The 23,769-nt window shown below is 37.0% G+C and carries 21 protein-coding genes; 1 reads left to right on the plus strand and 20 read right to left on the minus strand.

The window, feature by feature from the left end; all coding sequences use genetic code 11:
* Positions 1-214: 214 nt before the first annotated feature.
* Positions 215-1,885, minus strand: coding sequence for an ATP-binding cassette domain-containing protein (locus ACRWP9_RS15750; RefSeq protein ID WP_434926784.1), 1,671 nt, complete (start codon positions 1,883-1,885; stop codon positions 215-217).
* Between the two features lie 155 nt (positions 1,886-2,040).
* On the opposite strand from ACRWP9_RS15750, the gene ACRWP9_RS15755 reads away from it, so the two are divergent.
* Entirely contained in the window at positions 2,041-2,925 is an 885-nt protein-coding gene (locus ACRWP9_RS15755; RefSeq protein WP_434926785.1) for a hypothetical protein, read from the plus strand.
* Here the strand turns inward: ACRWP9_RS15755 and ACRWP9_RS15760 are convergent.
* From ACRWP9_RS15760 to ACRWP9_RS15850, 19 genes are all read right to left on the minus strand, one after another.
* Complete coding sequence (locus tag ACRWP9_RS15760; RefSeq protein ID WP_434926786.1) at positions 2,897-4,006, minus strand: sugar-transfer associated ATP-grasp domain-containing protein; 1,110 nt, start codon at positions 4,004-4,006, stop codon at positions 2,897-2,899. The two genes, ACRWP9_RS15755 and ACRWP9_RS15760, sit on opposite strands and share 29 nt — an antisense overlap.
* 120 nt (positions 4,007-4,126) lie before the next feature.
* Complete coding sequence (locus ACRWP9_RS15765) at positions 4,127-4,624, minus strand: lasso peptide biosynthesis B2 protein (RefSeq protein WP_434926787.1); 498 nt, start codon at positions 4,622-4,624, stop codon at positions 4,127-4,129.
* Between the two features lie 11 nt (positions 4,625-4,635).
* Positions 4,636-5,781 carry a nucleotidyltransferase family protein gene (locus tag ACRWP9_RS15770; protein ID WP_434926788.1) on the minus strand — a complete coding sequence of 382 codons (1,146 nt, stop codon included), beginning with the start codon at positions 5,779-5,781 and terminating at the stop codon, positions 4,636-4,638.
* A 176-nt stretch (positions 5,782-5,957) separates the two neighbouring features.
* Positions 5,958-7,367 (minus strand): MBL fold metallo-hydrolase RNA specificity domain-containing protein, encoded by a 1,410-nt coding sequence (locus ACRWP9_RS15775; protein WP_434926789.1) that lies wholly within the window; start codon positions 7,365-7,367, stop codon positions 5,958-5,960.
* A gap of 733 nt (positions 7,368-8,100) precedes the next feature.
* On the minus strand, positions 8,101-8,988 hold the full coding sequence (gene galU, locus ACRWP9_RS15780; RefSeq protein ID WP_434926790.1) for a UTP--glucose-1-phosphate uridylyltransferase GalU: 888 nt from the start codon (positions 8,986-8,988) through the stop codon (positions 8,101-8,103).
* Between the two features lie 62 nt (positions 8,989-9,050).
* Complete coding sequence (locus ACRWP9_RS15785; RefSeq protein ID WP_434926791.1) at positions 9,051-10,982, minus strand: polysaccharide biosynthesis protein; 1,932 nt, start codon at positions 10,980-10,982, stop codon at positions 9,051-9,053.
* Positions 10,983-11,273: 291 nt separating this feature from the next.
* Positions 11,274-12,440, minus strand: a complete 1,167-nt coding sequence (locus ACRWP9_RS15790; protein WP_434926792.1) for a nucleotide sugar dehydrogenase — start codon at positions 12,438-12,440, stop codon at positions 11,274-11,276.
* Positions 12,441-12,444: 4 nt separating this feature from the next.
* Positions 12,445-13,041, minus strand: a complete 597-nt coding sequence (locus ACRWP9_RS15795) for a sugar transferase (protein WP_434926793.1) — start codon at positions 13,039-13,041, stop codon at positions 12,445-12,447.
* Positions 13,034-14,194 carry a DegT/DnrJ/EryC1/StrS family aminotransferase gene (locus ACRWP9_RS15800; RefSeq protein ID WP_434926794.1) on the minus strand — a complete coding sequence of 387 codons (1,161 nt, stop codon included), beginning with the start codon at positions 14,192-14,194 and terminating at the stop codon, positions 13,034-13,036. Before ACRWP9_RS15800 ends, ACRWP9_RS15795 begins: the two co-directional genes overlap by 8 nt.
* Complete coding sequence (locus ACRWP9_RS15805) at positions 14,194-14,820, minus strand: GNAT family N-acetyltransferase (protein ID WP_434926795.1); 627 nt, start codon at positions 14,818-14,820, stop codon at positions 14,194-14,196. The genes ACRWP9_RS15800 and ACRWP9_RS15805 overlap by 1 nt, the downstream gene beginning before the upstream one ends.
* The gene (locus ACRWP9_RS15810; protein WP_434926796.1) at positions 14,804-15,670 is read right to left on the minus strand and encodes a glycosyltransferase family 4 protein; all 867 of its coding nucleotides are present in this window, start codon (positions 15,668-15,670) and stop codon (positions 14,804-14,806) included. Before ACRWP9_RS15810 ends, ACRWP9_RS15805 begins: the two co-directional genes overlap by 17 nt.
* A 52-nt stretch (positions 15,671-15,722) precedes the next feature.
* Positions 15,723-16,028, minus strand: a complete 306-nt coding sequence (locus ACRWP9_RS15815) for a hypothetical protein (RefSeq protein ID WP_434926797.1) — start codon at positions 16,026-16,028, stop codon at positions 15,723-15,725.
* A complete protein-coding gene (wecB, locus tag ACRWP9_RS15820; RefSeq protein ID WP_434929095.1) occupies positions 16,028-17,158 on the minus strand; it encodes a non-hydrolyzing UDP-N-acetylglucosamine 2-epimerase in 1,131 nt (376 codons plus the stop codon). The genes ACRWP9_RS15815 and wecB overlap by 1 nt, the downstream gene beginning before the upstream one ends.
* Positions 17,159-17,169: 11 nt before the next feature.
* Positions 17,170-18,288, minus strand: coding sequence for a UDP-2-acetamido-2,6-beta-L-arabino-hexul-4-ose reductase (gene wbjC / locus ACRWP9_RS15825; protein ID WP_434926798.1), 1,119 nt, complete (start codon positions 18,286-18,288; stop codon positions 17,170-17,172).
* Entirely contained in the window at positions 18,289-19,323 is a 1,035-nt protein-coding gene (locus tag ACRWP9_RS15830) for a polysaccharide biosynthesis protein (protein WP_434926799.1), read from the minus strand. It abuts the gene before it with no gap.
* Positions 19,324-19,338: 15 nt separating this feature from the next.
* Complete coding sequence (locus tag ACRWP9_RS15835; protein ID WP_434926800.1) at positions 19,339-20,520, minus strand: glycosyltransferase; 1,182 nt, start codon at positions 20,518-20,520, stop codon at positions 19,339-19,341.
* 117 nt (positions 20,521-20,637) lie between these two features.
* On the minus strand, positions 20,638-21,810 hold the full coding sequence (locus ACRWP9_RS15840) for a hypothetical protein (protein WP_434926801.1): 1,173 nt from the start codon (positions 21,808-21,810) through the stop codon (positions 20,638-20,640).
* Positions 21,810-22,472, minus strand: a complete 663-nt coding sequence (locus ACRWP9_RS15845; protein WP_434926802.1) for a CatB-related O-acetyltransferase — start codon at positions 22,470-22,472, stop codon at positions 21,810-21,812. The genes ACRWP9_RS15840 and ACRWP9_RS15845 overlap by 1 nt, the downstream gene beginning before the upstream one ends.
* Before the next feature lie 56 nt (positions 22,473-22,528).
* Positions 22,529-23,572, minus strand: coding sequence for an EpsG family protein (locus tag ACRWP9_RS15850; protein WP_434926803.1), 1,044 nt, complete (start codon positions 23,570-23,572; stop codon positions 22,529-22,531).
* Positions 23,573-23,769 lie beyond the last annotated feature (197 nt).

The following is a 23,769-nucleotide window of genomic DNA, read 5'->3' on the forward strand; positions in this document are numbered from 1 at the left end:
TAGTTCATAGTTCATAGTTGATAGTTGAATTAATTGTAGTTAAAAAGACCACAACCTTAATAACTTAATCTTTACAAAGTATAGCCTGATTTACAACCGAAAACCACGAATTAGCAAACAAACTGCAACAAGCCTTTACAAATGATTATCTGTAATCATTACTCATTTTGCTTATTCAGTTAAACACACCTACAACTATCAAAAACGTGTCTTTTTATAAAAGCACTGTCTTATCAGCAAAAGCCTGAGCTTGTTCACTATGACTGACTAAAACTATCGTCATTGAGTTTCGATATCGCTGTAAAGTTATAAATATTTCTTTCTCGGTCTCACTATCCAGCGCATTAGTTGCTTCATCTAAAATCAACAATGGCCGCTTTCTAACTAATGCCCTTGCCAATACAAGGCGCTGCCTTTGCCCACCAGAAAGTTGTATGCCACCGTCACCAATCATGGTGTCAAGACGATGAGGTAATTCACGAACAAAATCGGCACAACATTGAGATAGCACACTATAGATCTCACTATCAGTACAGCACTCGCCCCATAGAATATTGTTGCGAACACTGGCGTGAAATAAAAATGGTTCCTGAGACAAATAACTCACCTGTTGACGCCATGAATGGTGCGCACTTGCATCCAGCGGATTGCCATCTAACATCACCTTCCCCGCAGAGGGTGTAAGCAAACTGGTTAGAATATCGATAACCGTGGTTTTACCTTGTCCTGACGGACCTTTTATTAGGGTAATCTTATGCAATGGAAACTCAATGTTAATATTTGATAATAAGGGTAAACGTGTTTGATAAGCAAAACTGACCCCTTGTAATGCCAAGTGTTTACGCGGAAATTGAACAATGCGTGTGTTATTTGGCATATGAGCTTGCTGATTTTTTTCAATCGCGCCCTCAATATCAATATACGCGGGTAACATATGCAATAAACGCTGAGTATTGGATTGTAAATCTGACAGCATGGGCATCATGCGGCTAAACATAACAATCAACACAACAAGCTCAGCAACGCCTAATTGCCATACTTCCAAGCCAACAAAAACTAACACGCACAGCAGTAAAGCGGTAATCACTTGAAAGCCAAATTGCTGCAAAGCTGTTTTATCTTGATAGGCTAGTTGATTGTCTCTTAACTCTTTTTGAGTCATTTCAAACGATTTAAGTTGTTGTGCTTCATATGCACATGCCTTAACCGTTTTCATACCATTTAAGAAAAACATCACCCTTTGATAAAGCTGTTTATTACTATTAGTCAAACCTGTACCAAATTCTGCTGCTTGGCGAAAAATGTGGCGAAAAAGTAATAAAATAATACCGCCGACTACGATGGCTATTAATAATGCTATAGGGGCAATAATGATTGATACCACGCTATATACGATAAGAAAAATAGCCGTAGTCGCTAGCTTTAGAATGTAGAAAGTAGCCATTCCGACGCGATTAACTCCATTAGTTAGCTGCTCTAGCTCTTGATGTTGCTCGGAATTAATTCTTTGCTGCCAATCTGAAAACAACATGGTTTCAAATAGCTTTTTGCGCAGTTTATCTGTGGTTTGCAGGCGAATTTGGGTTAACACTCGCTCACGAAAATACACCAAAGTAGAGCGCACAAGTAGCAAACATAAAAACAATGCCAGCACGATTTCTAAAGAAAGCACCTCAGGGTTAAAACCTGGAATAACGTGTAACCAACTGGGCAAGGTTTGGCTTGGGTCTGACATAAAGTTAACCACGGGTACCAACATTAATATCCCGACGCCTTCAGTAAGACTACTTAGCAGTAATAGACCAAAAGCAAGCACGAGTAACTTGGAGGCTTGTTGTCCCAATCCGTATAAATATCTTTTTAATGCACTAAAACTAGACGACATTCTATCTACAGCCTTCTTTACTCATCTTAATAAAATTAACTTAAGCTTGTTTTTGTATTGTAAACATATTCAGTTATCATGCCTTACCAGCATATACTTATATCAATTAAATGGGGTTCTAGTTGTCACCGTTAAACATTTATCGCATATATGGAATGAACGTAGAAACGTCATTGGCTTTACCCGCTCCCTTCGCTAATGCCGGTGCAGATATATCCATAATACAAGGAGCGGTCCCTAATGTGTTATCAGCACAATTTACAACTCATACTAGACTGCAATTTGATGGTGAAAAAGCACTTTTTAAACAAGCTCTTTTTGGGCGTTTCCTTTTAGAAAAAAAAGGCTTAATCACTGTAGACTTCCCGACTACATTAACTGAACCGCATGCCATAACAGCTACCCTCGGTTCAGGCCTTGGCATGATGTTACATCTTAGGGGCAACATTCCACTTCATGGTATCGCAATTGAAACCCATAAAGGCGCAATAATAATATTGGCTGAAAGCGGTTGCGGAAAAAGCACTTTAGCAACGTCTTTACTACTAGCCAATATCAATATATTTGGTGACGATATTGTCGCTTTGCATCAAGACAGTCACGGTATATTAAATGTACATCCATCCCATAGGCGTTTTAAATTGTCACCAGTACAGCTAGAAGCGATGGAGATTGATACAACACAACTGTCAAATACTGCACCTGGTATTAATAAATTCGGTTGGGATATCCCCTTGGAGCTTATGGCTAAACAGGCGTTGCCGATTGTAAGATGCATACATCTTCAACCTGAACGCTTAAAATGCATTCAGCCTAAAATCAGCCCAATTAATCAACTTGAATCATTCACACGACTTCGAAAAAACGTATATCGCCCAAGATTAATCGGCGCATTCAAGCACGAACAGCAATTCTTCTTGTTGAATCAAATTCTTCAACATCAATGTAAAAGCTACACAATGCAACTTCCAGAAATATCTCAATTCACTTCATACAAAGAGTATGGTGAGGTTATCGCAAGTCAACTGTTGGCGCTTTAGTGGGAGTAACAGCAAACTGGCTACTCTGTGATATTAATAACGGTAATAATGGTGCTTGTGCAGCATATTGAAGAGGGTTAACGCCCCAATTTATGTTTCCTTCAAGTAATACCACTTCAGTATCGGTAATAACGACATCCCACCCGACAGTGTGAACATCTGCACATAAACTGTGAGCAAGTGTTATTTCATCAGCTACAGACTGCCAAAATGGTATTGTCACCCGGGTCGTTAAATCAACTCCCATGACTTTGGCACGATAGTCTTGGTCCAATATGACACTGCCATTTGTTACATCAATTGCAAACACATTAAACCGTCGATGAGAATCATCATTTAGCTCAAGATTACCGATGACTAAGTGACATTCACCCTGTTCTAGACAACTTACAATCCTCAACGTAATAGTTTTATCACTATCCTGCCAAGCACTCATTTCAGAATGATGGCTCAATAAAGGTTGAACGATATATTTGCATGCTGGCAATAATGCTTTAACAGCATTAAGCCCTTCATCTCCGTAATACTGTTTACCTAAATAATCAAATTGCCAATCGGTATCATGTCTCGTTAGGCTAACGCAGCCTATACTTCTGGATGCTGATTCCGGTTTAATAAAAACGTTATCAGACAACTTTAACCACGCTTCTATAGCCCAATTATCGTTTAGGTTAACACGATCAAGGGTAGCAACGGTTTGACCGCCAGCTTTAGACAAGCGCTGAGCAAAGGTTAATTTATTACTCAAAAAAGCCTGTGAGGTTGGACTAATTGCATTAAATTGATATGTGGAATGAAAAAAAGGTAATTGAAAATCAAATACGTATTGCCACCATAGCATTGAAGAAGTCTGATAAAGCTTAAAACGATAATAGTCAAAACCTGAAATACCTTGACCTAATCCTGCCCTCAACAAACCGAATATTTGTGAAGGTATGGATACTTCATCAGCGACGGCTTGCTGATTAAATTTAAGGAACGATCGATACGCCGCTACCCAAAACCAACAAATATACCAGCTAATCAATGAGTAAATAAAACTAACCAACAACAACGGCTGCTTTTGCAAAGAGCGCAACATTACCCATCGGTGTAATTTAATATAGTCGTCACACGGTAAACCATATCGCCAACTTAATCGAAATAATGGACGCCTCCTTAATAATAAAGCCTTAATTCTGTTTTTAATCGTCATTGGCATTTAAGCACTAACCTTAGTTGCAAAATCACATTGTGAACAACAATAACAACCAACCACTGAGTGATGTTTAAAACCATTGTCACCCGTGATAAACAGCTGATTACAGCACACCCATGCATGCGCTTTCAAACTGGTATTTTCACGCCGTAAACCAAAATACAAACGATAGGGTAAGCCAAACATCCCAAGTAAAACACGCGCAACAATTGCTTGCGCAAAACAGTTAGCATGCCAAGGACAATATCGAGCGGTATTCACCACTAAACGAGAAATTTGACGTGCACGCTTCAGTTGTTGCTCACTTAGCTTTGTGATGACTAGAGGCTGGGTATCAAAGCTGGCAACTGATACACCTAAATAGGGCGCGACACGCGCAAATGGGAAAATCAGCACTATTGCTCTGGCAATTCCAAGTGATATCCAAGCAAAAACAAACCCAATTTTAAAAAACAATTCATGCTTTTTAAAAGCATGTAATTTTTTATATAAGAATTTCATTGTTAGTTACTTCATTGCTCATTGATAAGTCTTAACCATTTCTTTTTCGTGTAACTAATAATTTTTCTAAAAGGTAAAAGTAGCATAATATATCGGCCATCACTTTTTGCATAATGATCTATAAATGCCTTATCACTATCGCTTGGGCAAAACAACAATATGGTAAAAGCTTTACGTCTATGCTCAAATTTGCTGTTCATAAGCAAAGGGCACATGAGCTTCTTTATTGAAGCGATAGAGCGATATTCACGCAGCCATAAATCGCTTACCCAATTACAATAACTTTTTAAGCCAATAAAACCTTGTGGTGTAACTGTAATATCAAGATATTTTGCCATTAAGTACTCACACGCAATAACCTGACGAGTAACCCCAAACTTATGCGCTTCTGCCCACTTTACCTTATCCCAATCAGGAATATGCTGATTAAGTTTTTCATAATAAAATGCTAAATCGATTAGCCATTTTACTCGATGGCAATTTGACTTCATCGCATGAACACACAAGTAAAGGTATTCAATAATCGACACGCCTACCAACCCATCTAATAGGGATGCAGTAACCGCCTTAGAAAACTGCGTATCCTCATTATTCACTCGAGTATGCAGCTCAATTTTCGGTAAGCCGAAAGCATGGTACCCTTTATCCTTGTAAAATACCCCCTGAATAACACTGCTTGGCGCAATATCAGTAAAGGAGTCACTTATGGGCTTATAACCATATTTTAGTAATACTTGTTCTGCTTTTATAGCGTCTTGAACTGAAATCAACAAATCAATATCACTAGAGAAACGACAATTAAGATCACCATAAAGACGTAAACTTAAATCTATGCCCTTAAAGAAATGATAATTAACCTCAACGTCATTCAGCTGCTTAGATAACTCTGACTGCACTTTAAATTGCTGTAATGTTTTTTGCTTGCAATCAGCTGCAGCAGCACTTAACCATAGACGGAAGTTTAGTGAAAAATTGTCTGCATCAAGCTTTTTTACCGCAGCAGCAACCAGGTTCCACACTCTATGGCGCTCAATAAGCCACTTGAGTTGTTCTTCATTAGAAAAGTCTAACAAAGCGAGCTTGAGTACCGAAACTGGAGTTTTTGAATTGCACAAGCACAAAAACGTTCTCAATAACGAGTCTTCTGACGAGGTCATAGATTTCTTTTTAGTTTAAAACTTATTGTTAACACAGAATACACAATACTTTCACCAAAGTCCTTCCCACCGCCAACTTGCGCTGAAAAAAATGCCACTCATTAATAATGAATGGCATTTTTAAATGTTAAAACCAAATCAAAGAACTAGCCCTCGTTGTTAGGCTTTATACATCATTATTGGCCACCTATCTCAACCTCACAATCGGGTAATAGTTGACGGTACTTGCCAGCCAGTGCCTGTTTAGCTTCATCATCACCATGCACTATGCGAATATGTTTGGGTTTATGATGCATGCGTTTGACGAAGTTAATTAAATTAGCCTGGTCAGCATGGGCTGAGTAACCGCTTATTGTATGCACACCGGCTTTAATATCGATACGTTCGTCATCCAACATTATATAGCCACCTTTCGGGCCAAAGTTTTGAATGTCTCTACCCGGAGTACCTTGAGCTTGATAGCCAACAAACAACACATCAGCGGTAGGCTCAGATAAAAAGCGTTTTAGGTAATTCATAATCCGACCACCACTGCACATGCCTGAGGCTGCAATAACGATGGCAGGCTTATTACGGGAATCTAGGTAATTGATCACCGCTAGATGGTCTTGATGACTATCGATAGTATAAAGTTGCTCAAAATCTAACGGGTGACGGCCTTTATTCACCACCCGTTTAGCTTCACTATCCCATAAAGCTTGGAATTCTAGGTACTTCTGGGTGAATTTAGCCGCCATGGGAGAGTCGACAATAATATCAATATTTTGCCAAATAGGATTATGCTGGTTTTTAGCTATAATGTTTTCAAACTCATATAATAACTCTTGAGTTCTGCCAATGCTAAATGCTGGAATAAGTACCACACCATTATCGGCAACACACTTTTCAATAATCTGCTTAAGTAACTTACTGCGGTCTTTTCGACCCTGATGATTCTTATCACCATAGGTAGATTCAATGACTAACGTATCGGCACGATAAGGACTACGTGGACTGGCCAATAAAGGAGCATAAGTTGCACCTAAATCCCCCGAAAACACCACTCGATGCTTTGCTTTACCTATCAGGTCAAACTCAACATAGGCTGAACCTAAGATATGCCCTGCGGGTTTAAACTTAAGTTTGACCTCTGTCACTTCATCCTGCTTAGTAGTGGAGTCAACAAGCGGCAATGATACCCATTGATGATAATTTATCGGCCGTATTAATGACTCAAGCCGCAATAAAAAAGCATCAATTAATTTTTTATCACGCGTCACGCCAATTTTTAATGCATCTTCAATCACTAACGGCAACAATGCCGCAGTCGCTTTAGTGGCATAAATCGGCTTATCAAAACCTGCAGCAATTAAATAAGGGATGCGACCGACATGGTCAATATGACAATGGGTGACAATTAGCGCTTGAATAGCACTAATATCAAACTCAATTTGAAGCTGCTGAGCAGAAGACTTACCCGCCGTTTCAGCGCCTTGAAACAAGCCACAATCGATAAGGTAACTCGATAAAGCCTCACCTTGATTGATATCCAATTGGTGACAAGAGCCTGTCACCCCATTAACCGCCCCATGATGAAGTATCCGCATAAAAATCCCTTTTATATTTTAGATAGACTTAACTTAGCACAGAAAACAGCCTAAACGAAAAGAGAGATCCCCAATAACAGATCTCGGGGATGACGAAATAGAAGCAGCCACATGGATGACGAAATGAGGCTTACCACATGGATATGGAGGATGAAAGATAGAAACAGCCACAGGGGACTCTGTTTGGCTGAGGGCTGAGGACTGAGGTTGAAGTAGGTGGCATAGCGTGGCTGAGCTTGATCAAGTGTGACAACAACCTTAAAAACCTCAACGTCATCCCGGCAACGCTTCTGGGCCGGGATCTGCTTTATATGACGCCAAATACCAAAACCTAGATCCCCAGGATGACGAAATGGGAGCTGTAACTGGGGGCCGGGGTGTGACTGATTGTGATTGAGTATGATCAAGTGTGACAACAACCTTAAAAACACCGACGTCATCCCGGTAACGCTTCTGGGCCGGGATCTGCTTTATATGACGCCAAAAACCAAAACCTGGATCCCCGATAACAGATCTCGGGGATGACGAAATAGAAGCAGCTACTGGGATGAAGTGATGTGACGGATTGTGATCAAGTGTGACAACAACCTTAAAAACACCTACGTCATCCCGGTAACGCTTCTGGGCCGGGATCTGCTTTAAATCAATAAAATCCCTTTCAAAACGAAAAAAGCCTCGAGTTTTCACTCAAGGCCTAAATAAATTTTCAAGGGCAACTTACGAACAAGGAATGTTAAAACGTATTAAGCAATGCTTTAAGTTCAGCTTGAAAAGCGACACCTAACTTGGGATCACGCAAACCATACTCAACAAAAGCTGTCATATAACCTAGCTTATCACCACAATCATGCGACTTACCTGTCATATGAAACGCTTCAACAATATCTTGCTCAATCAACATATCAATCGCGTCGGTTAACTGGATTTCATCTCCCGCACCCGCTGGCGTTTTAGCAAGTAATGGCCATATTTTCTCAGATAGCACATAACGGCCTACAACCGCTAAATTAGACGGCGCCTCACCCACATCAGGTTTTTCAACCATAGCTTTAATCTTCGCCGAATCACCAGGTGCTATGTCGGCCCCATCACAATCGGCTATGCCATATTTATTAACGTCACATTCTGGAACCGGCGCAACCATAATCTGACTGGCTAAAGTGTCTTTATAACGTTTAATCATTGCCGCGAGATTGTCAGTTTTTTGATTAGCACTGTATTGGTCTAAAATCACATCAGGTAATACAACGATAAAAGGATTATTACCGATACAAGGTTTAGCACACAACACCGCATGACCTAGACCTTTGGCTTCACCTTGACGCACATGCATAATCGTTACATCTTTGGGGCAAATAGCTTGTACTTCTTCAAGTAGCTGACGTTTTACGCGCTTCTCAAGTGTAGATTCAAGCTCGTACGATTTATCAAAGTGGTTTTCAATCGCATTTTTACTCGCATGAGTCACTAAAACGATCTCTTTAACACCAGCTGCCACACACTCATCTACAATATATTGAATTAACGGTTTATCCACTAAAGGCAACATTTCTTTCGGAATGGCTTTTGTGGCGGGTAACATGCGAGTACCCAAACCAGCGACAGGAATAACAACTTTCATACATAATCCTTCAAAAAATAAACCCAACATAATGTCGGGTTTATTGGTTAACGCTTTTGAACCTAAGCCAATTTAATAACATTATTGCTTGAAACTGAATTTTTCTCTGTTTGCTGATACAACAAATCACAGATACCATCTGTAGGTGCAAAACCTGTTGGTGTTTTCAATAAGATTTCACGAATAGCTTCATGGTCGAAATTATGACAAGCACTATCCAAACGTTCAAGAATTTTAGCGTATTCATTCCAAGTCAAACATAACTCATTAGCAGTCATGATACGTTCGTGCTCAGTACCAGTAACATCATCACCAATAAGCAGCTCTTCGTATAGTTTTTCACCTGGTCGCAAACCACTAAACTCGATTGCTATATCACCGTCAGGGTTGGTCTCATCACGCACTTCAAAACCACTCAAACGGATCATCTTGGCTGCTAAATCAACAATCTTAACCGATTTCCCCATATCCAATACAAAGACATCTCCGCCTTTACCCATTGAGCCCGCTTGAATAACAAGTTGTGAAGCCTCAGGAATGGTCATAAAGAAACGGGTGATCTCTGGATGTGTAACAGTGACAGGACCGCCATTTGCGATTTGACTACGAAATAAAGGCACTACTGAGCCTGATGAACCTAGAACGTTGCCAAATCGTACCATGCAAAAACGAGTGCTATTCTTTTCTTTAGCAAAGGCTTGTAACACTAATTCAGCCATACGTTTAGTCGTGCCCATCACATTGGTAGGACGAACCGCTTTGTCGGTTGACACTAAAACAAAAGTTTCTACCTTTGCGGCAATAGCCGCTCTAGCGGTGTAAAGAGTCCCAAATACGTTGTTGCGAACGCCTTCTACCACGTTGTGTTCAACTAATGGTACATGTTTGTAGGCGGCGGCATGATAAACAGTTTGTACCCCAAAAGATTCCATAATGGCTTGAACGCGATTCTCGCGCTGAACTGACCCCATCATGGGTAAAATACGGACATTCAAACCCAGTTCAATTGCAGTCGCGCTCAATTCCCTTTCAATTGCATATAAAGAATATTCAGACAATTCGAATAAAACCAATTTTTTGGGTGCTTGCTTTAATATTTGACGACAAAGTTCAGAGCCAATAGAGCCGCCAGCCCCCGTCACCATGACCACCTTATCTTTAATATTGGCAGATAATAAATCTTTTCTTGGTGCGACAGAATCCCTACCTAAAAGATCATCAATTTCAACTTCTTTAATATCACTATATAGCTTTGTACCATTGACTAAATCAGCCATAGCGGGAATGGTTAATACTTGAACCGATAATGGCTCTAATCGATTTAGAATATCTTGACGTTTAACGCGACTAGCACTGGGCATGGCCAATAACACTTTGGTCGCCTTTTTCTGCTTAATCAACTTACGAATAATCGATGGGGAATGCACATGCACCCCTTGAACAACCGTGCCATGCAATGCATCATCATCATCGACAAAGGCAAATGGGTAGTATTCATGGCTAAGAACTAATGACGTTAATAATTGACGACCACTAACACCTGCACCATAAATAATTACGGGCTCACCGATACGTTTGACGCCAGAACCTACAAGCGATCTAACAATCGCGCGCGTACCGCCAATAAACACAATAGCAAAAGCAGCATAAATAATGGGAACAGTGCGAGGAAGTAACGCATCAGTGAAATAGGACGCGATAACTAATGTAATAGTTGATACCACAACGCCTAAAAAGATAGCCGTCAAAGCTTGCAGGCCCATATAGCGCAATACAGCGCGATATAAACCAAGTTTGGTAAAAGCCACTAAACTAAAAGGCACCACAATAGCCACTAACAACCAGTAACTTGCATCTGCTAATACGCTAATGTCATCAACCCGAACTAACAATGCCGCCCAAAAAGCAAAACAAAGAAAGATTGAATCAATGACTAAACTTACAACACGTTTATGTGAACGTTTAAGTCCAAATAATGTTTGCAAAAAATCCATTTTCCGCTCCAAATTCATAATATTCATAATAATCAAAAATCTTATCTACATAAAAGCTTGTATAACGAGTCAAAACATCAATTTTAACACGAGTGTACATTATTGATAAAAGTTATGTTGTATGGAAAGACAATATCAGCACAATATTCAATAAGACATTGGCTGATATAGGCTTGACAATGACAAAACAAGATAAATTGAGATAAAAAATTAACAACGTAGACGTAAGTTCAAGAGAATATTGAGTGTGTACGAATAGATAGGCTTATTCGGCTGGCAGAACAACTAAAATTAATCAGAACCGAATAAATCGCGAGTATACACTTTATCCGCAACATCACGAATTTCATCAACCATACGGTTAGACACGATCACATCACAACTCGCTTTAAACTCTTCAAGTGACTTAATAACTTTAGAGTTAAAAAATTCATCTTCTTGAAGTACAGGCTCGTATACAACAACTTCGATTCCTTTTGCTTTTATACGCTTCATTATCCCCTGAATACTCGATGCTCGGAAATTGTCAGAACCAGACTTCATGATTAATCGATAAATTCCAACACGTTTAGGATTCCGCTTTACAATTGACTCGGCAATAAAATCTTTACGAGTAGTATTCGCATCAACTATTGCACTAATAATGTTATTTGGTACGTCTGCGTAATTAGCACGTAATTGCTTGGTATCTTTAGGTAAGCAATATCCACCATAGCCAAATGATGGATTATTGTAATGTTTACCAATTCGAGGATCTAAACCTACACCTTCAATAACTTGACGAGCATCTAACCCATGTGTTTCGGCATAAGTGTCAAGTTCATTAAAGTATGCTACACGCAAAGCTAAATAGGTATTAGAAAACAATTTAACAGCTTCTGCTTCAGTTGAATCAGTAAGCAGGACTTCAATATTACTTTTTACAGCACCTTCAAGTAAAAGGTTAGCAAATACTTTAGCACGCTGAGAACGCTCACCGACAATAATACGAGAAGGATAAAGGTTATCATAAAGCGCTTTACCTTCACGTAAAAATTCTGGTGAAAAAATAATATTATCGGTATTATACTTTTCACGTACACTTTTGGTGTACCCAACTGGCACTGTAGATTTGATCACCATTACAGCTGATGGGCTAATAGTTAAAACATCTTTAATTACAGCTTCAACTGAAGATGTATTAAAGTAATTAGTTTCTGGATCGTAATCTGTTGGAGTAGAAATTATGACATAATCTGCATCACTATAAGCTAATTTTTTATCCAATGTAGCTGTAAAATCGAGATTTCTATTAGCTAAATAATCTTCAATTTCCGCATCAACAATCGGTGATTTTTTTTGATTAAGCATTGCTACTTTTTCAGCTATTATATCGATAGCAATCACTTCATTATGTTGTGCAAGAAGCATAGCATTAGATAAACCGACGTAACCTGTTCCAGCAACTGCAATTTTCATAAACTCACTTTCTATTAAATATTTTAAATAATGTAGAAAAAATAATATTTAAATCACCTAAAAAACTATGCTCTTCTACATATTTTAAATAACATGCTTGTTTTCTCGGTAAAATAATATCTATATATGCTTTTTGGGGGTCGGGATAGCCACTTAGGATATTACTTTCATCAACCATTTCAATCGATGCCCTATCGGTTATGCCCGGTCGAACAGAAAGTACTTTCTCACGAATGTCTGCAGGATAACAGTCTATAAACTCTTCAACTTCTGGTCTGGGTCCAACTAAACTCATCGTTCCAATTAAAACATCTATGAGTTGTGGCAGTTCATCAATTTTGAATTTTCTTAGAAATTTTCCAGAATGCGTGATGCGACAATCATCACCAATAGTCAGCTGACTTACATTTTCAGTATCTAATCTCATGGTCCTAAACTTATGAATTGCAAACAACTTTCCGTATCGACCAACTCGCTGTTGTCGATAAAAAACAGGTCCGCTAGAATCTAATTTAATCCATATGCTGACTAATAAAAACAACGGGATAAGAAATATAAGCCCGACAAAAGAGGCAAAAATGTCAAATAACCTCTTAAGCATTAGATAATACCTTTTTTACAGTCTCAACAACACGAGCAAGATCTTCGCTCGTCATCTTTGTGTAAAGTGGTAACGATACTTCTGTTTCGTAAATACTTTGTGCAACGGGATACATATCAGGAGACAACTGATAAGTATCACGCCAGTATGGATGTAAATGTAAGGGAATAAAATGCACAGAACATCCAATACCATGTTCAGACATTTTTTCAATGAACAAATCACGAGAAATATTTGCAGCAGGTTGCAATCGTATAGCGTACAAATGCCAAGCATGGGAACTGTCAGGTGAAGGCATTGCTGGAAGTTCTATAGGCAAGTCCTTTAATGCATCATTATAGTACTCAGCCATTTGCTGTCTTTTAATCTGAAAACCAGGTAATTTTTTTAGCTGATGAATACCAATAGATGCGGCAATATCAGGCATATTATATTTGTAACCTGGCGCAATAATTTCATAAAACCATGAAGGTTTTGTTGATGTATAACGGTCAAATGCGTCACGGCTTATGCCATGTAAACGCATAACTTTGCAACGCTTAGCTATATCAGGATTTGCAGTAACAACCATTCCACCTTCACCCGTTGTCATGGTTTTATTTGCATAAAAGCTAAAAACGGTCACATCACTGTCTAAAGTCCCTATCAGATTACCTTTATAAATTGTCGGTAATGCATGAGCTGCATCTTCAACAACTTTAATATTATTCTTTTTTGCGATAGCGATTATAGCATCCATATCACATGCTAAACCTGCAAAATGAACGGGTACCACAGCTTTAGTTTTAGAGGTTATAGCGTTTTCAAAGCTTTTACTGGTCATATTAAAGGTTTTGGGATCAACATCGACCATTACTGGTGTAGCACCAAGATATCGTACTATTTCAGCTGTTGCGGTAAAAGTATAAGTAGGAACAATAACTTCATCCCCAAGACCTACACCAACGGCTTCAAGCGCAAGATGAAGTCCAGAGGTTGCAGAATTCACAGCAATTGACTCGAGCCCTTCGAGACCAAGAAAGGAAGTAAAATCTTCCTCTAGTCGTTTAGCTTTAGGACCCGTAGTCACCCAACCGCTTCGCAAGGAATCAATAACTTCATTAATTTCTTCCTCACCAATTTCGGGTAAAGCAAAGGGTAAAAAATCACTCATTATACAACCTCTTTATTAGATATTTTTTTTACAAATCGAAGCATTATTCTTTTGCCGGATTGGCTAAACTGAGACTCTTGAAAGTAATCGGCTTTTGTGTAAAATCCAATCACTCGTTCATTGCTATTTTTATCAGTGGTTAAATATACATATTCCAGTCCACCGTTGTGACGAACTTGTTCCTCAAAATCCGCTAATAAAGCACTGCCCACGGCCTTACCTGAATAATTAGGGTCTACAGCTAAACTACTAAGTAAAGCTGCATTCGGTAGCGTTTCAATACCATCACCTTTGTAGAATATAGCGTGAAATAATTTTTTAAAAACGACAATAGGATTCGATATCAAACTTGGCAAGGCTGCAATGAAAAATTTAAACCAATGTCTCTGCCTAAGCTCTGAAAAAAAAGTGTCAGGAAGAGTAGAGCCAGCAGAAAAACCGCAAATTCGCTGCTCAATACAAGAAACTCTTAATATTCCGCTTTCAGTTTCTAAGAACCCTTTATAAAGCAAGGTAAGAAATCGACGGCCAAGCGTTGTTAAAAAAAAACCTTCAAATGAGTTAATATGAACGTCTACTATCTGGGCAATATCGTCTAAATTAGCATTCCTAATTTGCATATTCATTTACAACCTTTTTCAAAACAATATCAATTTTTTTATAATTACTAGCAGTTGACAAATTTTCGAGATAAAAAGCTCTTGCGTTATTACCCAAATCAGCCCATTGATGACGAGCTGCTAATAGTACAACCATAGAAGCCCTTATAGAATCAACATCGGCAGGCTCTGATACAGCACCAGCATTAGCTTGCAATAATAACTCATTAGCCTCACCACCAACAGCCATCAAAACTGGCTTACCAATAGCTAACGACGATTGAGTTTTAGAAGGTATAGTAATACGAAATAGTGGATCATCTTTTAAATGTACAACTAAAATATCAGCTTCAGAGAGGTTATAAAAAATCTGACTCGAGGGAACATAATCCCTAATAAGTACATTATCAATGTTGTTTTTATTAATGTAAGCTTGAAGTTCATTCCTTTCAACGCCACCACCAATTAACGTCAATTCAATTTCATCTTTTGAAAAAGTAGCAGCGGCTTGAATGAGTGAACGTAAAGATTGCGCGGCCCCCATATTACCGGCGTAAAGGAATTTAGCGGATTGGTTTGGGTCTGTTGTCAGTGTAGAAGTTGCTCTTTCTTTAAGCACTTTCTCAATTTGACTTTCTTCCGGACACCAATTGTAAACGACAGAAATTTTAGATTCCGCTACACCGCGAGCTATTAATTTTTCTTTAAAGCCGTTTGATAACACAATAATATGGGATGCGTGTTGAAAAATTAATGAACACCAACGGCCAAGAAACCTGACAATCACACTTTGAGGATTCATGCCTGTTGCAATCAAAGCATCTGGCCAAAGATCTTGTACATCGGTAATAAATGGTACACGTCTAAGCTTAGACATTAACAAACCAATCAATCCCGTTGTAGATTGCGGATGATAGGTATATACCACATCAATTTTTTTTTAAAATTGAAAACAACAAGGCCATTATTGTGAAGCTTATGTACGAACTTGCTCTTGATATTTTAGATTTTGAGTGAGAAATATACGACCATAATCGTGTCACTTTTATGCCATCAATATCAGTTTGGTTATAAAGCTTAACTTTATAACCATCAAATACTTTTCCTGTCGGATAATTCGGAAAAGTCGTCAATACTTCAACATCATGCCCTTGATCACGCCAGTATTTCATCAGCTCCAATCCCTTTATTGAATATTCAGGATCAAATAACTGACTAATAAACAAAATTCTCATTAATATTCTTTCCAAACAACACGTTTTATATAATCTGTATAAGAATGAATAATTCTAATAATTTTATCGGATACATTAGGCATACTGTAATCATAAACCGGACGCAATAAACGTATATCGCCACATGGTTGACTTTCTAAAATCTGCAGTGCTTGCATTACACGTTCAACACCTAGGCCCACCATCATTACTGATGCTTCTTCCATTCCTTCTGGTCGCTCATGTGCCTCACGCAAATTCAGCGCAGGGAAATTCATGATCGAAGATTCCTCATTAATAGTGCCACTGTCAGATAACACTGCTTTAGCGTATTTCTGCAAATGATTATAATCATGAAAACCTAAAGGCTTTAATAGTTGAATATTTGGATGAAACTCAATTCCTTGAGCCTCAATACGGTTTCTTGTACGAGGGTGAGTCGATACAATAACAGGTAAACCATAATGCTCAGCCACTGTATTTAACGTTTCAGCAAGTTTAGCAAGGTGCTTTGGTGAATCAACATTTTCTTCGCGATGAGCACTCACTACAAAGAATTGGCCTTTTTGTAAATTTAAACGAGCTAAAACATCTGATAACTCAATCTGAGGCATATAATGAGTTAACACCTCAAACATTGGGCTACCCGTTTTAATAACCCTATCTGCAGGCAACCCCTCAGCTAAAAGGTAATCGCGAGCGATAGAGCTGTATGTAAGGTTAATATCTGATGTGTGATCAACGATTCTTCTATTTATCTCCTCTGGCACACGCATGTCGAAGCAACGATTACCCGCTTCCATATGAAAAATAGGAACTTTACGTCGCTTCGCAGGGATAGCTGACAAACAAGAGTTTGTATCACCTAAAACCAGCATGGCATCAGGCATAATCTCTTCCAACACTTGATCAACTTTTATAATGACTTGACCAATAGTTTCTGCAGCATTTTTACCAGCAGCATTTAAAAAATAATCAGGTTTTCTAACACCAAGATCATCAAAAAAAACTTGATTTAATTCAAAATCATAATTCTGCCCTGTGTGAACTAAAATATGTTCACAGTGTTCGTCCAACTTAGCAATAACCCGTGATAAACGAATAATTTCAGGACGGGTTCCAACGACAGTCATTACTTTCATTTTAGCTATTGTATTCTGGGTCATACTAAGGGTCTCGCTATAGTATCGGGTTTATTTCGATCAAAAATTTCATTTGCCCACAACATTACAATAAGCTCATCTTCGCCAATATTAGTAATATCATGCGTCCAACCTGGGACTGTTTCTACAATTTTATAGTCACTCGCATCAGTAATGAGCTCATACTGCTCGTCAGTACCAATATGTTTAAATCGGTAACAAGCTTTACCTTTTATCACAAGGAACTTTTCATTTTTAGTATGATGATAATGTCCACCACGAGTAATTCCTGGGTGCGCGGTAAAAAATGAAAACTGCCCAGCAGAGTGAGTCTTTAACATTTCCACAAAAGTACCACGGGGATCGGTATAACCAGGAACAGTATAGGCAAAGTGTTCTGGGTGAAAGTAACTTAAGTAAGTTGAATACAAAGCCCGGGTAAACCCAACACCAACCTCCTCCGTTACTAAGGAGTCCCTACTTACTTTAAATTTCTGCAGCAAATCGACAACCGCACCAACAGTAGTTTGATAAACGGGTGATATGTTTTTATAGCCTACGTCTTGCAACACGGAATCATCATTTGGCATTAAGCTGATAAACGCTTCGCAAACATCATCAATATAAACAAGAGAAAGTTGAGCGTTAGCATCGTGAATGTTTATGGGCAAATCATTGACCGTATTATGACAAAATGTAGCAATTGCAGAATTGTAATTAGGCTTACACCATTTACCAAAAACATTAGGTAATCTGTATATGTAAACTGGAGCACCTGTAAGCTTTTGATATGAAATAACAACCTCCTCGGCAGCAGCTTTACTGACACCATAGGGATTATCTCGTTCAGCTTGTATAGAAGAAGTTAAAACAACAGGAGTTTTTTTATCTAATTTAATCAGATGATTGACTATTAATGCAGTCAAATCCGTGTTACCAGTTTTAAAATCATCTTCATTAACAGGTCGATTTATGCCAGCTAAATGATAAATAAAATCTGCAGTGGCAACTTTTGATAAAATATCGTCTTTACTATCAGAGCTGGTAATAGTGGTTATAGAGTCAAAACCTGCTTCTTCTAAAAAGACTCGTAAATTCTTGCCAATAAAACCATTTGCTCCCGTTACAACAATATTCATTTATACGCCCTCTGGAACCACTAAATTGCCCGCTTTTATCTCTCTCATAAAATCAAGTTTAAGCAGCAGTTGTTCCATACCTGCGACATCAAGACCCTGTGTATTATGGGAATTATAGTCTTCGACTTTAGAGAGGTCTTGTTCACCTTCGTCTGTAAATTGAGCATAATTTAAATCACGGTTATCAGCAGGAACGCGAAAATAATCGCCTTGGTCTTCGGCTACAAACATTTCTTCTCGGCTACAAAGCGCTTCGAATAATTTTTCACCATGACGTGTACCAATAACGTTTACTGTATGCCCAGGCTTACCCATTATGTTAAAAATGGCCTTGGTAAGTACATCGATGGTGGCACCAGGTGCTTTTTGCACAAAGATATCACCATTATTGCCATTTTCGAAAGCGTGCAACACTAAATCAACTGCGTCATCGAGCGTCATCATAAACCGAGTCATATTAGGGTCTGTAACGGTTAATGCTTTGCCTTCAATAATTTGACGACAAAATAGTGGTATAACACTGCCACGAGAAGCCATTACATTACCGTAACGTGTTGTGCAAATTGTCATACCGTCAGGAACATTACGAGATTTAGCTACTATCACTTTCTCCATCATAGCCTTAGATATCCCCATTGCATTAATAGGATAAACGGCTTTATCTGTACTTAAACAAACAACTTTATTAACACCATGATTAATCGCTGCTTCAAGCACGTTTTCAGTACCTATCACATTAGTTTTAACAGCCTCTAGAGGATAAAACTCACAAGATGGTACCTGTTTCAGTGCTGCAGCATGAAAAATATAATCGACACCACGCATAGCATTTGAAACACTTTGATAATCGCGAACGTCACCAATATAAAACTTCAACTTGTCAGAGTTGAATCTTTTGCGCATATCATCTTGCTTTTTCTCATCACGGGAGAAAATACGAATTTCAGAAATATTACTATCTAAAAAACGACGTAGGACAGCGTTACCGAAAGAACCTGTTCCCCCAGTTATCAATAAAACTTTATTCTTAAACATTATTAAACCTCTTACTCACAACGAATTCAAAAAAGCTTTGATACGTTTCCCCTGAACGGCAGAAGATTTATCACTCAAAACATAATTACGGGCTGCACTTCCAAGTGAATCTAAATCACCTATTTTAATAGTCGACAATTCAATCATCTTTCTTTTTATACCTTCAACACTTGTATCGTCTAAATAAATTAAGTAATCATCATAACCTGAAGGTATTGTAGGAAGGCGTGAAGTAAGAACACAAACCCCCGCACACATATATTCAAGTAATTTAGATGGAAAGGAATACTTAATAAAATCCAAATCTACGGGACGAGGGTTTACCAAAACATTTACATCGGAAAGGTTATCAATTAAATTATCGGGAGAAACGAAGCCATAGTATGAAACTAACTCGCTTTTCCTCGCTAAAGACGATATGTACTCATTTAAATCTCCCAAACCAAATATTTTCAGTCTAATTTTAGGATCTCCAATTGAAATTACAGCATCAACTAAATTTTTAACTCCATATTTTTCGTACAACCCACCAGTATAAGCAAACGTAATGTTCGAAGTTCGGTCAAGTCTTATAACACCGTTTGAATTAGATGAAACAATCCCTTCAACTAAAAGATTTGGTCTATTGGGCATGTAATCGGTAAATAAACTATCTGTTAAAGTAATAGACCCATCCATTTTATCCAATAAATAGAGTACGACTCTTTTATCAATTCGCTTTAATAATTTAGTAAAATCAGTATCGTGTCTATTAAAAATACCTGCGGGGTCTGTAAGAATAACTACAACTTTAAATTTAAATAACAACTTAGAAATAAATGCAGACAAAAGAAATGGAGTGTGTATACCATGGATTATTATAGTCTTGTTCAAAGACCTACGCTTGAACAATTCTAAAAAACTTGAAAAAAAACGACTTAGATGTTTAAGGATTATTATATTTATGAAAGATATAGTCTTAATATTAAGGTTCTTACTAAAATATTTATGACTTTTAAAAAAACGTTGATGATACAAAGGAAAATTTGAAACTGGATCAGAAGAAATACATTCAACATCAACACCATTACATGATAAAGCCTCGACAAAAGACCAAGCAAATTTATGAGTTTGAATAGGCATATTAGGATCAGACTCAAGAATTTTAGAAATTACATTATCGGGAACGGTAAATCCCATAAATATTATACTACTCATCAAACTCCCCAAAAACGGTGAAAGTAGTTAGTTAGAGTCACACTGCTACTAACTAACCATAACTTATGTATAAAATAGAAAAAATACATGAGATATTTATAGGAAACAACAAATACCCTATGAAAACAGAGACTTTAAACTTGCAAACATGTCTTTTAGGCGTTTTCTAAGTGTTAAATTACATTCAAGATAATGAACTCTTGGAGTTCTAAGTATTGAAACCAAATTTTTTAATTTAAATTGTCTAATATCAGTATCGTAAATATACAATGATCTCCCAGATGCAGAATATATGACATTTAGTTCCCAAGACTTATAAGACAAACCAAAACGTTCAATTACTCTATAATTCCTTAATTGTGCACATAAATGATATTGCGCCACACTCTTTTTTGTTCCATAAAAGTCTACAGTAACATCATTTAATTTGCAGCGAAGTCTATCTGCGACCAATTTTTGCACGTGCATACTTTCAAAATGCGAATCATACACGCTTATACTAGTATTCAAATCACAAAACCTATAATTAAATATTCCTCCCGACAATAAACTTACCTGATACAAGGTGTTAGATTTATTATTATGAGTACCTAAATCTGTAAAATTAGTAGATAGTGATTGACGAGGATAAACAAAATATTTATTTTTTTCATTAAGATACCAAATAAAATATTTTAACCAAGAAGATTCAGGCCAATTTTTAATGTTTTCAGGTAAATTTGAGTTAATTAGTTTTGCTGCGTCAATTTCCTGATACCATTCATGAAATTGATTCCATTGCAACTTCGTCCAAAACTGCCCCCAAGAAGAAGCAATCTGAAGAAAATAATTATCTGAGCCATCAAGAATAGGATGAAAAGGTTCATTATTTAAAAAATTCTTTTTATGATTATATAGTGAAAAGCCACCGATGTTTGGGTCAGCCTCAAAAAAATCAATAGATTTAGTGACATAGCTCAAAGCAAATGGAGATATAACTATATCATCTTCCAACATGAGTAATGCATCATAATCTTTGACTAAACTTCCACAAGCTAGAATATGCCTTCTTAAGCCAAAGTTTTCTGGTAAATGAATAACTTTTTTATCATTCATATGCCAATCAAACAAATTTGCTACATCAACACACTCGATATTTTTTTTCGGTTCTTCATTCTCTTTAAAATGATCGATAGAGATACATATATCAACTGAAATATCGGTTCTTGATTTTAAATTTGATAAAGAACTCAAACATCTGGATAATGATTCAGGTCGATTATAAGCAACAACTACTATCAGGAGATTCATTATTTTGCCTTTTCAATAAATTTGTTAATGTCATGAAACAAATGTGCCTTATCATGCAGCCAAGAAGTTGGTTTATTCCACCATTCAATTAATATAAGACGTTCAATCTGATCTTTTTCGAAACGAGTTGATATTTTTTTTGCTGGTATTCCAGCCCAAATCTCATAAGGCGGTATGTCTTTTGTTAGAAGTGCACCAGCAGCAATTACAGAACCATTTCCAATTGTTACTCCATCCATAACCCTTACGCCAAAACCAATCCAGACATCTGAGCCTACAGTGCAAGCATAGCCTTCTGAATTTAGCTTGAATTCCTGAAAATTTTCATTTTTGATAAAATGCGAGCCTAAAGCATTATTTCCACTATAAAAACAAGGGCTTGTAGACACATAATCTAACGGATGTCTACCAGACAGAATTACAAAATCTTGAGCAATCGAGCTAAATGACCCAACTTTTAAATTTGAAAGAGTTATAGTTTTACCTATATATGAATAACGACCAACGTTACAATTTAGTAACCTATTTGTTGATATGTTACTTCTTTCACCTAAAAACGTGTTTCTGTCAGCATAAGCAAAAAAACTAGCAGAAAAATCACCTGAAATTCTAGAGAACTGAAATAGAATATAACTAAATAAAAACTTAATAACTTTCAACATAACTCTCCGGATAATTTTACTAAATAATAACGGCCTATCTCTAAAAATTTAATAAATCAATAAAAAGGTCTAAATATGTAATTTGTGTTCGAAACAAAAAATATTAATTGCACAGAAAAGTACAAAATGAAAGGTATCATAATTAAATCGTACCGCCTGGCTATAGGATATATTAACAGCACTGGATAGATAATAAATGGAACAATAAGCAATCGATAAGCCACTTCCATAGAAGACAATGCAAATGCCACAGACAATAAAGAAATAAAATAGCAAAAAACAAACCTTAGTTTCTCATCACTCATTAAAGAGCGGTTTAAGGATGTGTAAATGATTAATAATATCACCACGGATAGAAATTGCACTTTTCCAAAAAGAGAAATAAACTGATTAAAACTTATTCCTGAATTAATATAATATACTATTTTATTAAAAAGCAACCCGTTGAGTGGCAAAGAAGATAATACACTTCCCATAAAGAAAGAAATAACAACACCAAAGATTACAGCAAGGTAATACACCCACCATTTATTGGCTTTAAAAAGAATATGAGAAAAAATAAATGACATAAATATAATTATTCCCATTGAATGTGAGAATAGCATTAAACTAAAAAAAACAAAGTAGAAAACAATCATTTTATTCCTACACATGTACATATTTTTTATATAGTGGCCCAACATCAAAAATGATAAACCTATGCACAATGATTGCCTTATCGTATTTGTTAATGCTTCAACAAACATAGGGTAAAAAATTAAAATAAAAAAACAAGGCAAAACCCAGGTTGTTATACTACGGTAAAAGTAAAAAAGGGAAAAAACAAAAAACAAAGATATTGCAAAAATGAAAAACTGAAAATCAAATAAAACAAAAGACTGTAACTTTATAACAAAATAAAGTAAAACTTCATTTGGGGGCGCCCCGATTTCATAATTACAGAAATTATTATGAGCTTCCGCAATACAACTATAATAATTATTATAGTTTTGTGTATCGTTTTTAATATTAGCTTGTAAGTTCCTAGATGCACTTATGTAGGAAACAAAAATACATAGAATAAAAACTAATGTATAATTAGTCAATTTAGCTATTTTCATATTATATACAAACTTAGAAATCCTAATTTAAACTATGCTAATTACAGTGCATCGATGTTTTAAAGTAAAGTTCATACGATCATAAATTCGATTTAAAAAACCTGACTATTACCAATCATAAATAGAACTAGCCTCGGATTCAGAATACGATGTTTACCTAACCACTTATTAATGAGCCATATCAACATTTTTCAAAA

It is taken from the genome of Shewanella sp. HL-SH2 (genome assembly GCF_051164935.1).
GTDB lineage: Bacteria > Pseudomonadota > Gammaproteobacteria > Enterobacterales > Shewanellaceae > Shewanella > Shewanella glacialimarina.

Bases quoted from the DNA above. Each gene is read 5' to 3' on its own strand.
- ACRWP9_RS15750 (WP_434926784.1), bottom strand. From the start codon at position 1,885: ATGTCGTCTAGTTTTAGTGCATTAAAAAGATATTTATACGGATTGGGA.
- ACRWP9_RS15755 (WP_434926785.1), top strand. From the start codon at position 2,041: ATGAACGTAGAAACGTCATTGGCTTTACCCGCTCCCTTCGCTAATGCC.
- ACRWP9_RS15760 (WP_434926786.1), bottom strand. From the start codon at position 4,006: ATGTTGCGCTCTTTGCAAAAGCAGCCGTTGTTGTTGGTTAGTTTTATT.
- ACRWP9_RS15765 (WP_434926787.1), bottom strand. From the start codon at position 4,624: ATGAAATTCTTATATAAAAAATTACATGCTTTTAAAAAGCATGAATTG.
- ACRWP9_RS15770 (WP_434926788.1), bottom strand. From the start codon at position 5,781: ATGACCTCGTCAGAAGACTCGTTATTGAGAACGTTTTTGTGCTTGTGC.
- ACRWP9_RS15775 (WP_434926789.1), bottom strand. From the start codon at position 7,367: ATGCGGATACTTCATCATGGGGCGGTTAATGGGGTGACAGGCTCTTGT.
- galU (WP_434926790.1), bottom strand. From the start codon at position 8,988: ATGAAAGTTGTTATTCCTGTCGCTGGTTTGGGTACTCGCATGTTACCC.
- ACRWP9_RS15785 (WP_434926791.1), bottom strand. From the start codon at position 10,982: ATGGATTTTTTGCAAACATTATTTGGACTTAAACGTTCACATAAACGT.
- ACRWP9_RS15790 (WP_434926792.1), bottom strand. From the start codon at position 12,440: ATGAAAATTGCAGTTGCTGGAACAGGTTACGTCGGTTTATCTAATGCT.
- ACRWP9_RS15795 (WP_434926793.1), bottom strand. From the start codon at position 13,041: ATGCTTAAGAGGTTATTTGACATTTTTGCCTCTTTTGTCGGGCTTATA.
- ACRWP9_RS15800 (WP_434926794.1), bottom strand. From the start codon at position 14,194: ATGAGTGATTTTTTACCCTTTGCTTTACCCGAAATTGGTGAGGAAGAA.
- ACRWP9_RS15805 (WP_434926795.1), bottom strand. From the start codon at position 14,820: ATGAATATGCAAATTAGGAATGCTAATTTAGACGATATTGCCCAGATA.
- ACRWP9_RS15810 (WP_434926796.1), bottom strand. From the start codon at position 15,670: ATGTCTAAGCTTAGACGTGTACCATTTATTACCGATGTACAAGATCTT.
- ACRWP9_RS15815 (WP_434926797.1), bottom strand. From the start codon at position 16,028: ATGAGAATTTTGTTTATTAGTCAGTTATTTGATCCTGAATATTCAATA.
- wbjC (WP_434926798.1), bottom strand. From the start codon at position 18,288: ATGAATATTGTTGTAACGGGAGCAAATGGTTTTATTGGCAAGAATTTA.
- ACRWP9_RS15830 (WP_434926799.1), bottom strand. From the start codon at position 19,323: ATGTTTAAGAATAAAGTTTTATTGATAACTGGGGGAACAGGTTCTTTC.
- ACRWP9_RS15835 (WP_434926800.1), bottom strand. From the start codon at position 20,520: ATGAGTAGTATAATATTTATGGGATTTACCGTTCCCGATAATGTAATT.
- ACRWP9_RS15840 (WP_434926801.1), bottom strand. From the start codon at position 21,810: ATGAATCTCCTGATAGTAGTTGTTGCTTATAATCGACCTGAATCATTA.
- ACRWP9_RS15845 (WP_434926802.1), bottom strand. From the start codon at position 22,472: ATGTTGAAAGTTATTAAGTTTTTATTTAGTTATATTCTATTTCAGTTC.
- ACRWP9_RS15850 (WP_434926803.1), bottom strand. From the start codon at position 23,572: ATGAAAATAGCTAAATTGACTAATTATACATTAGTTTTTATTCTATGT.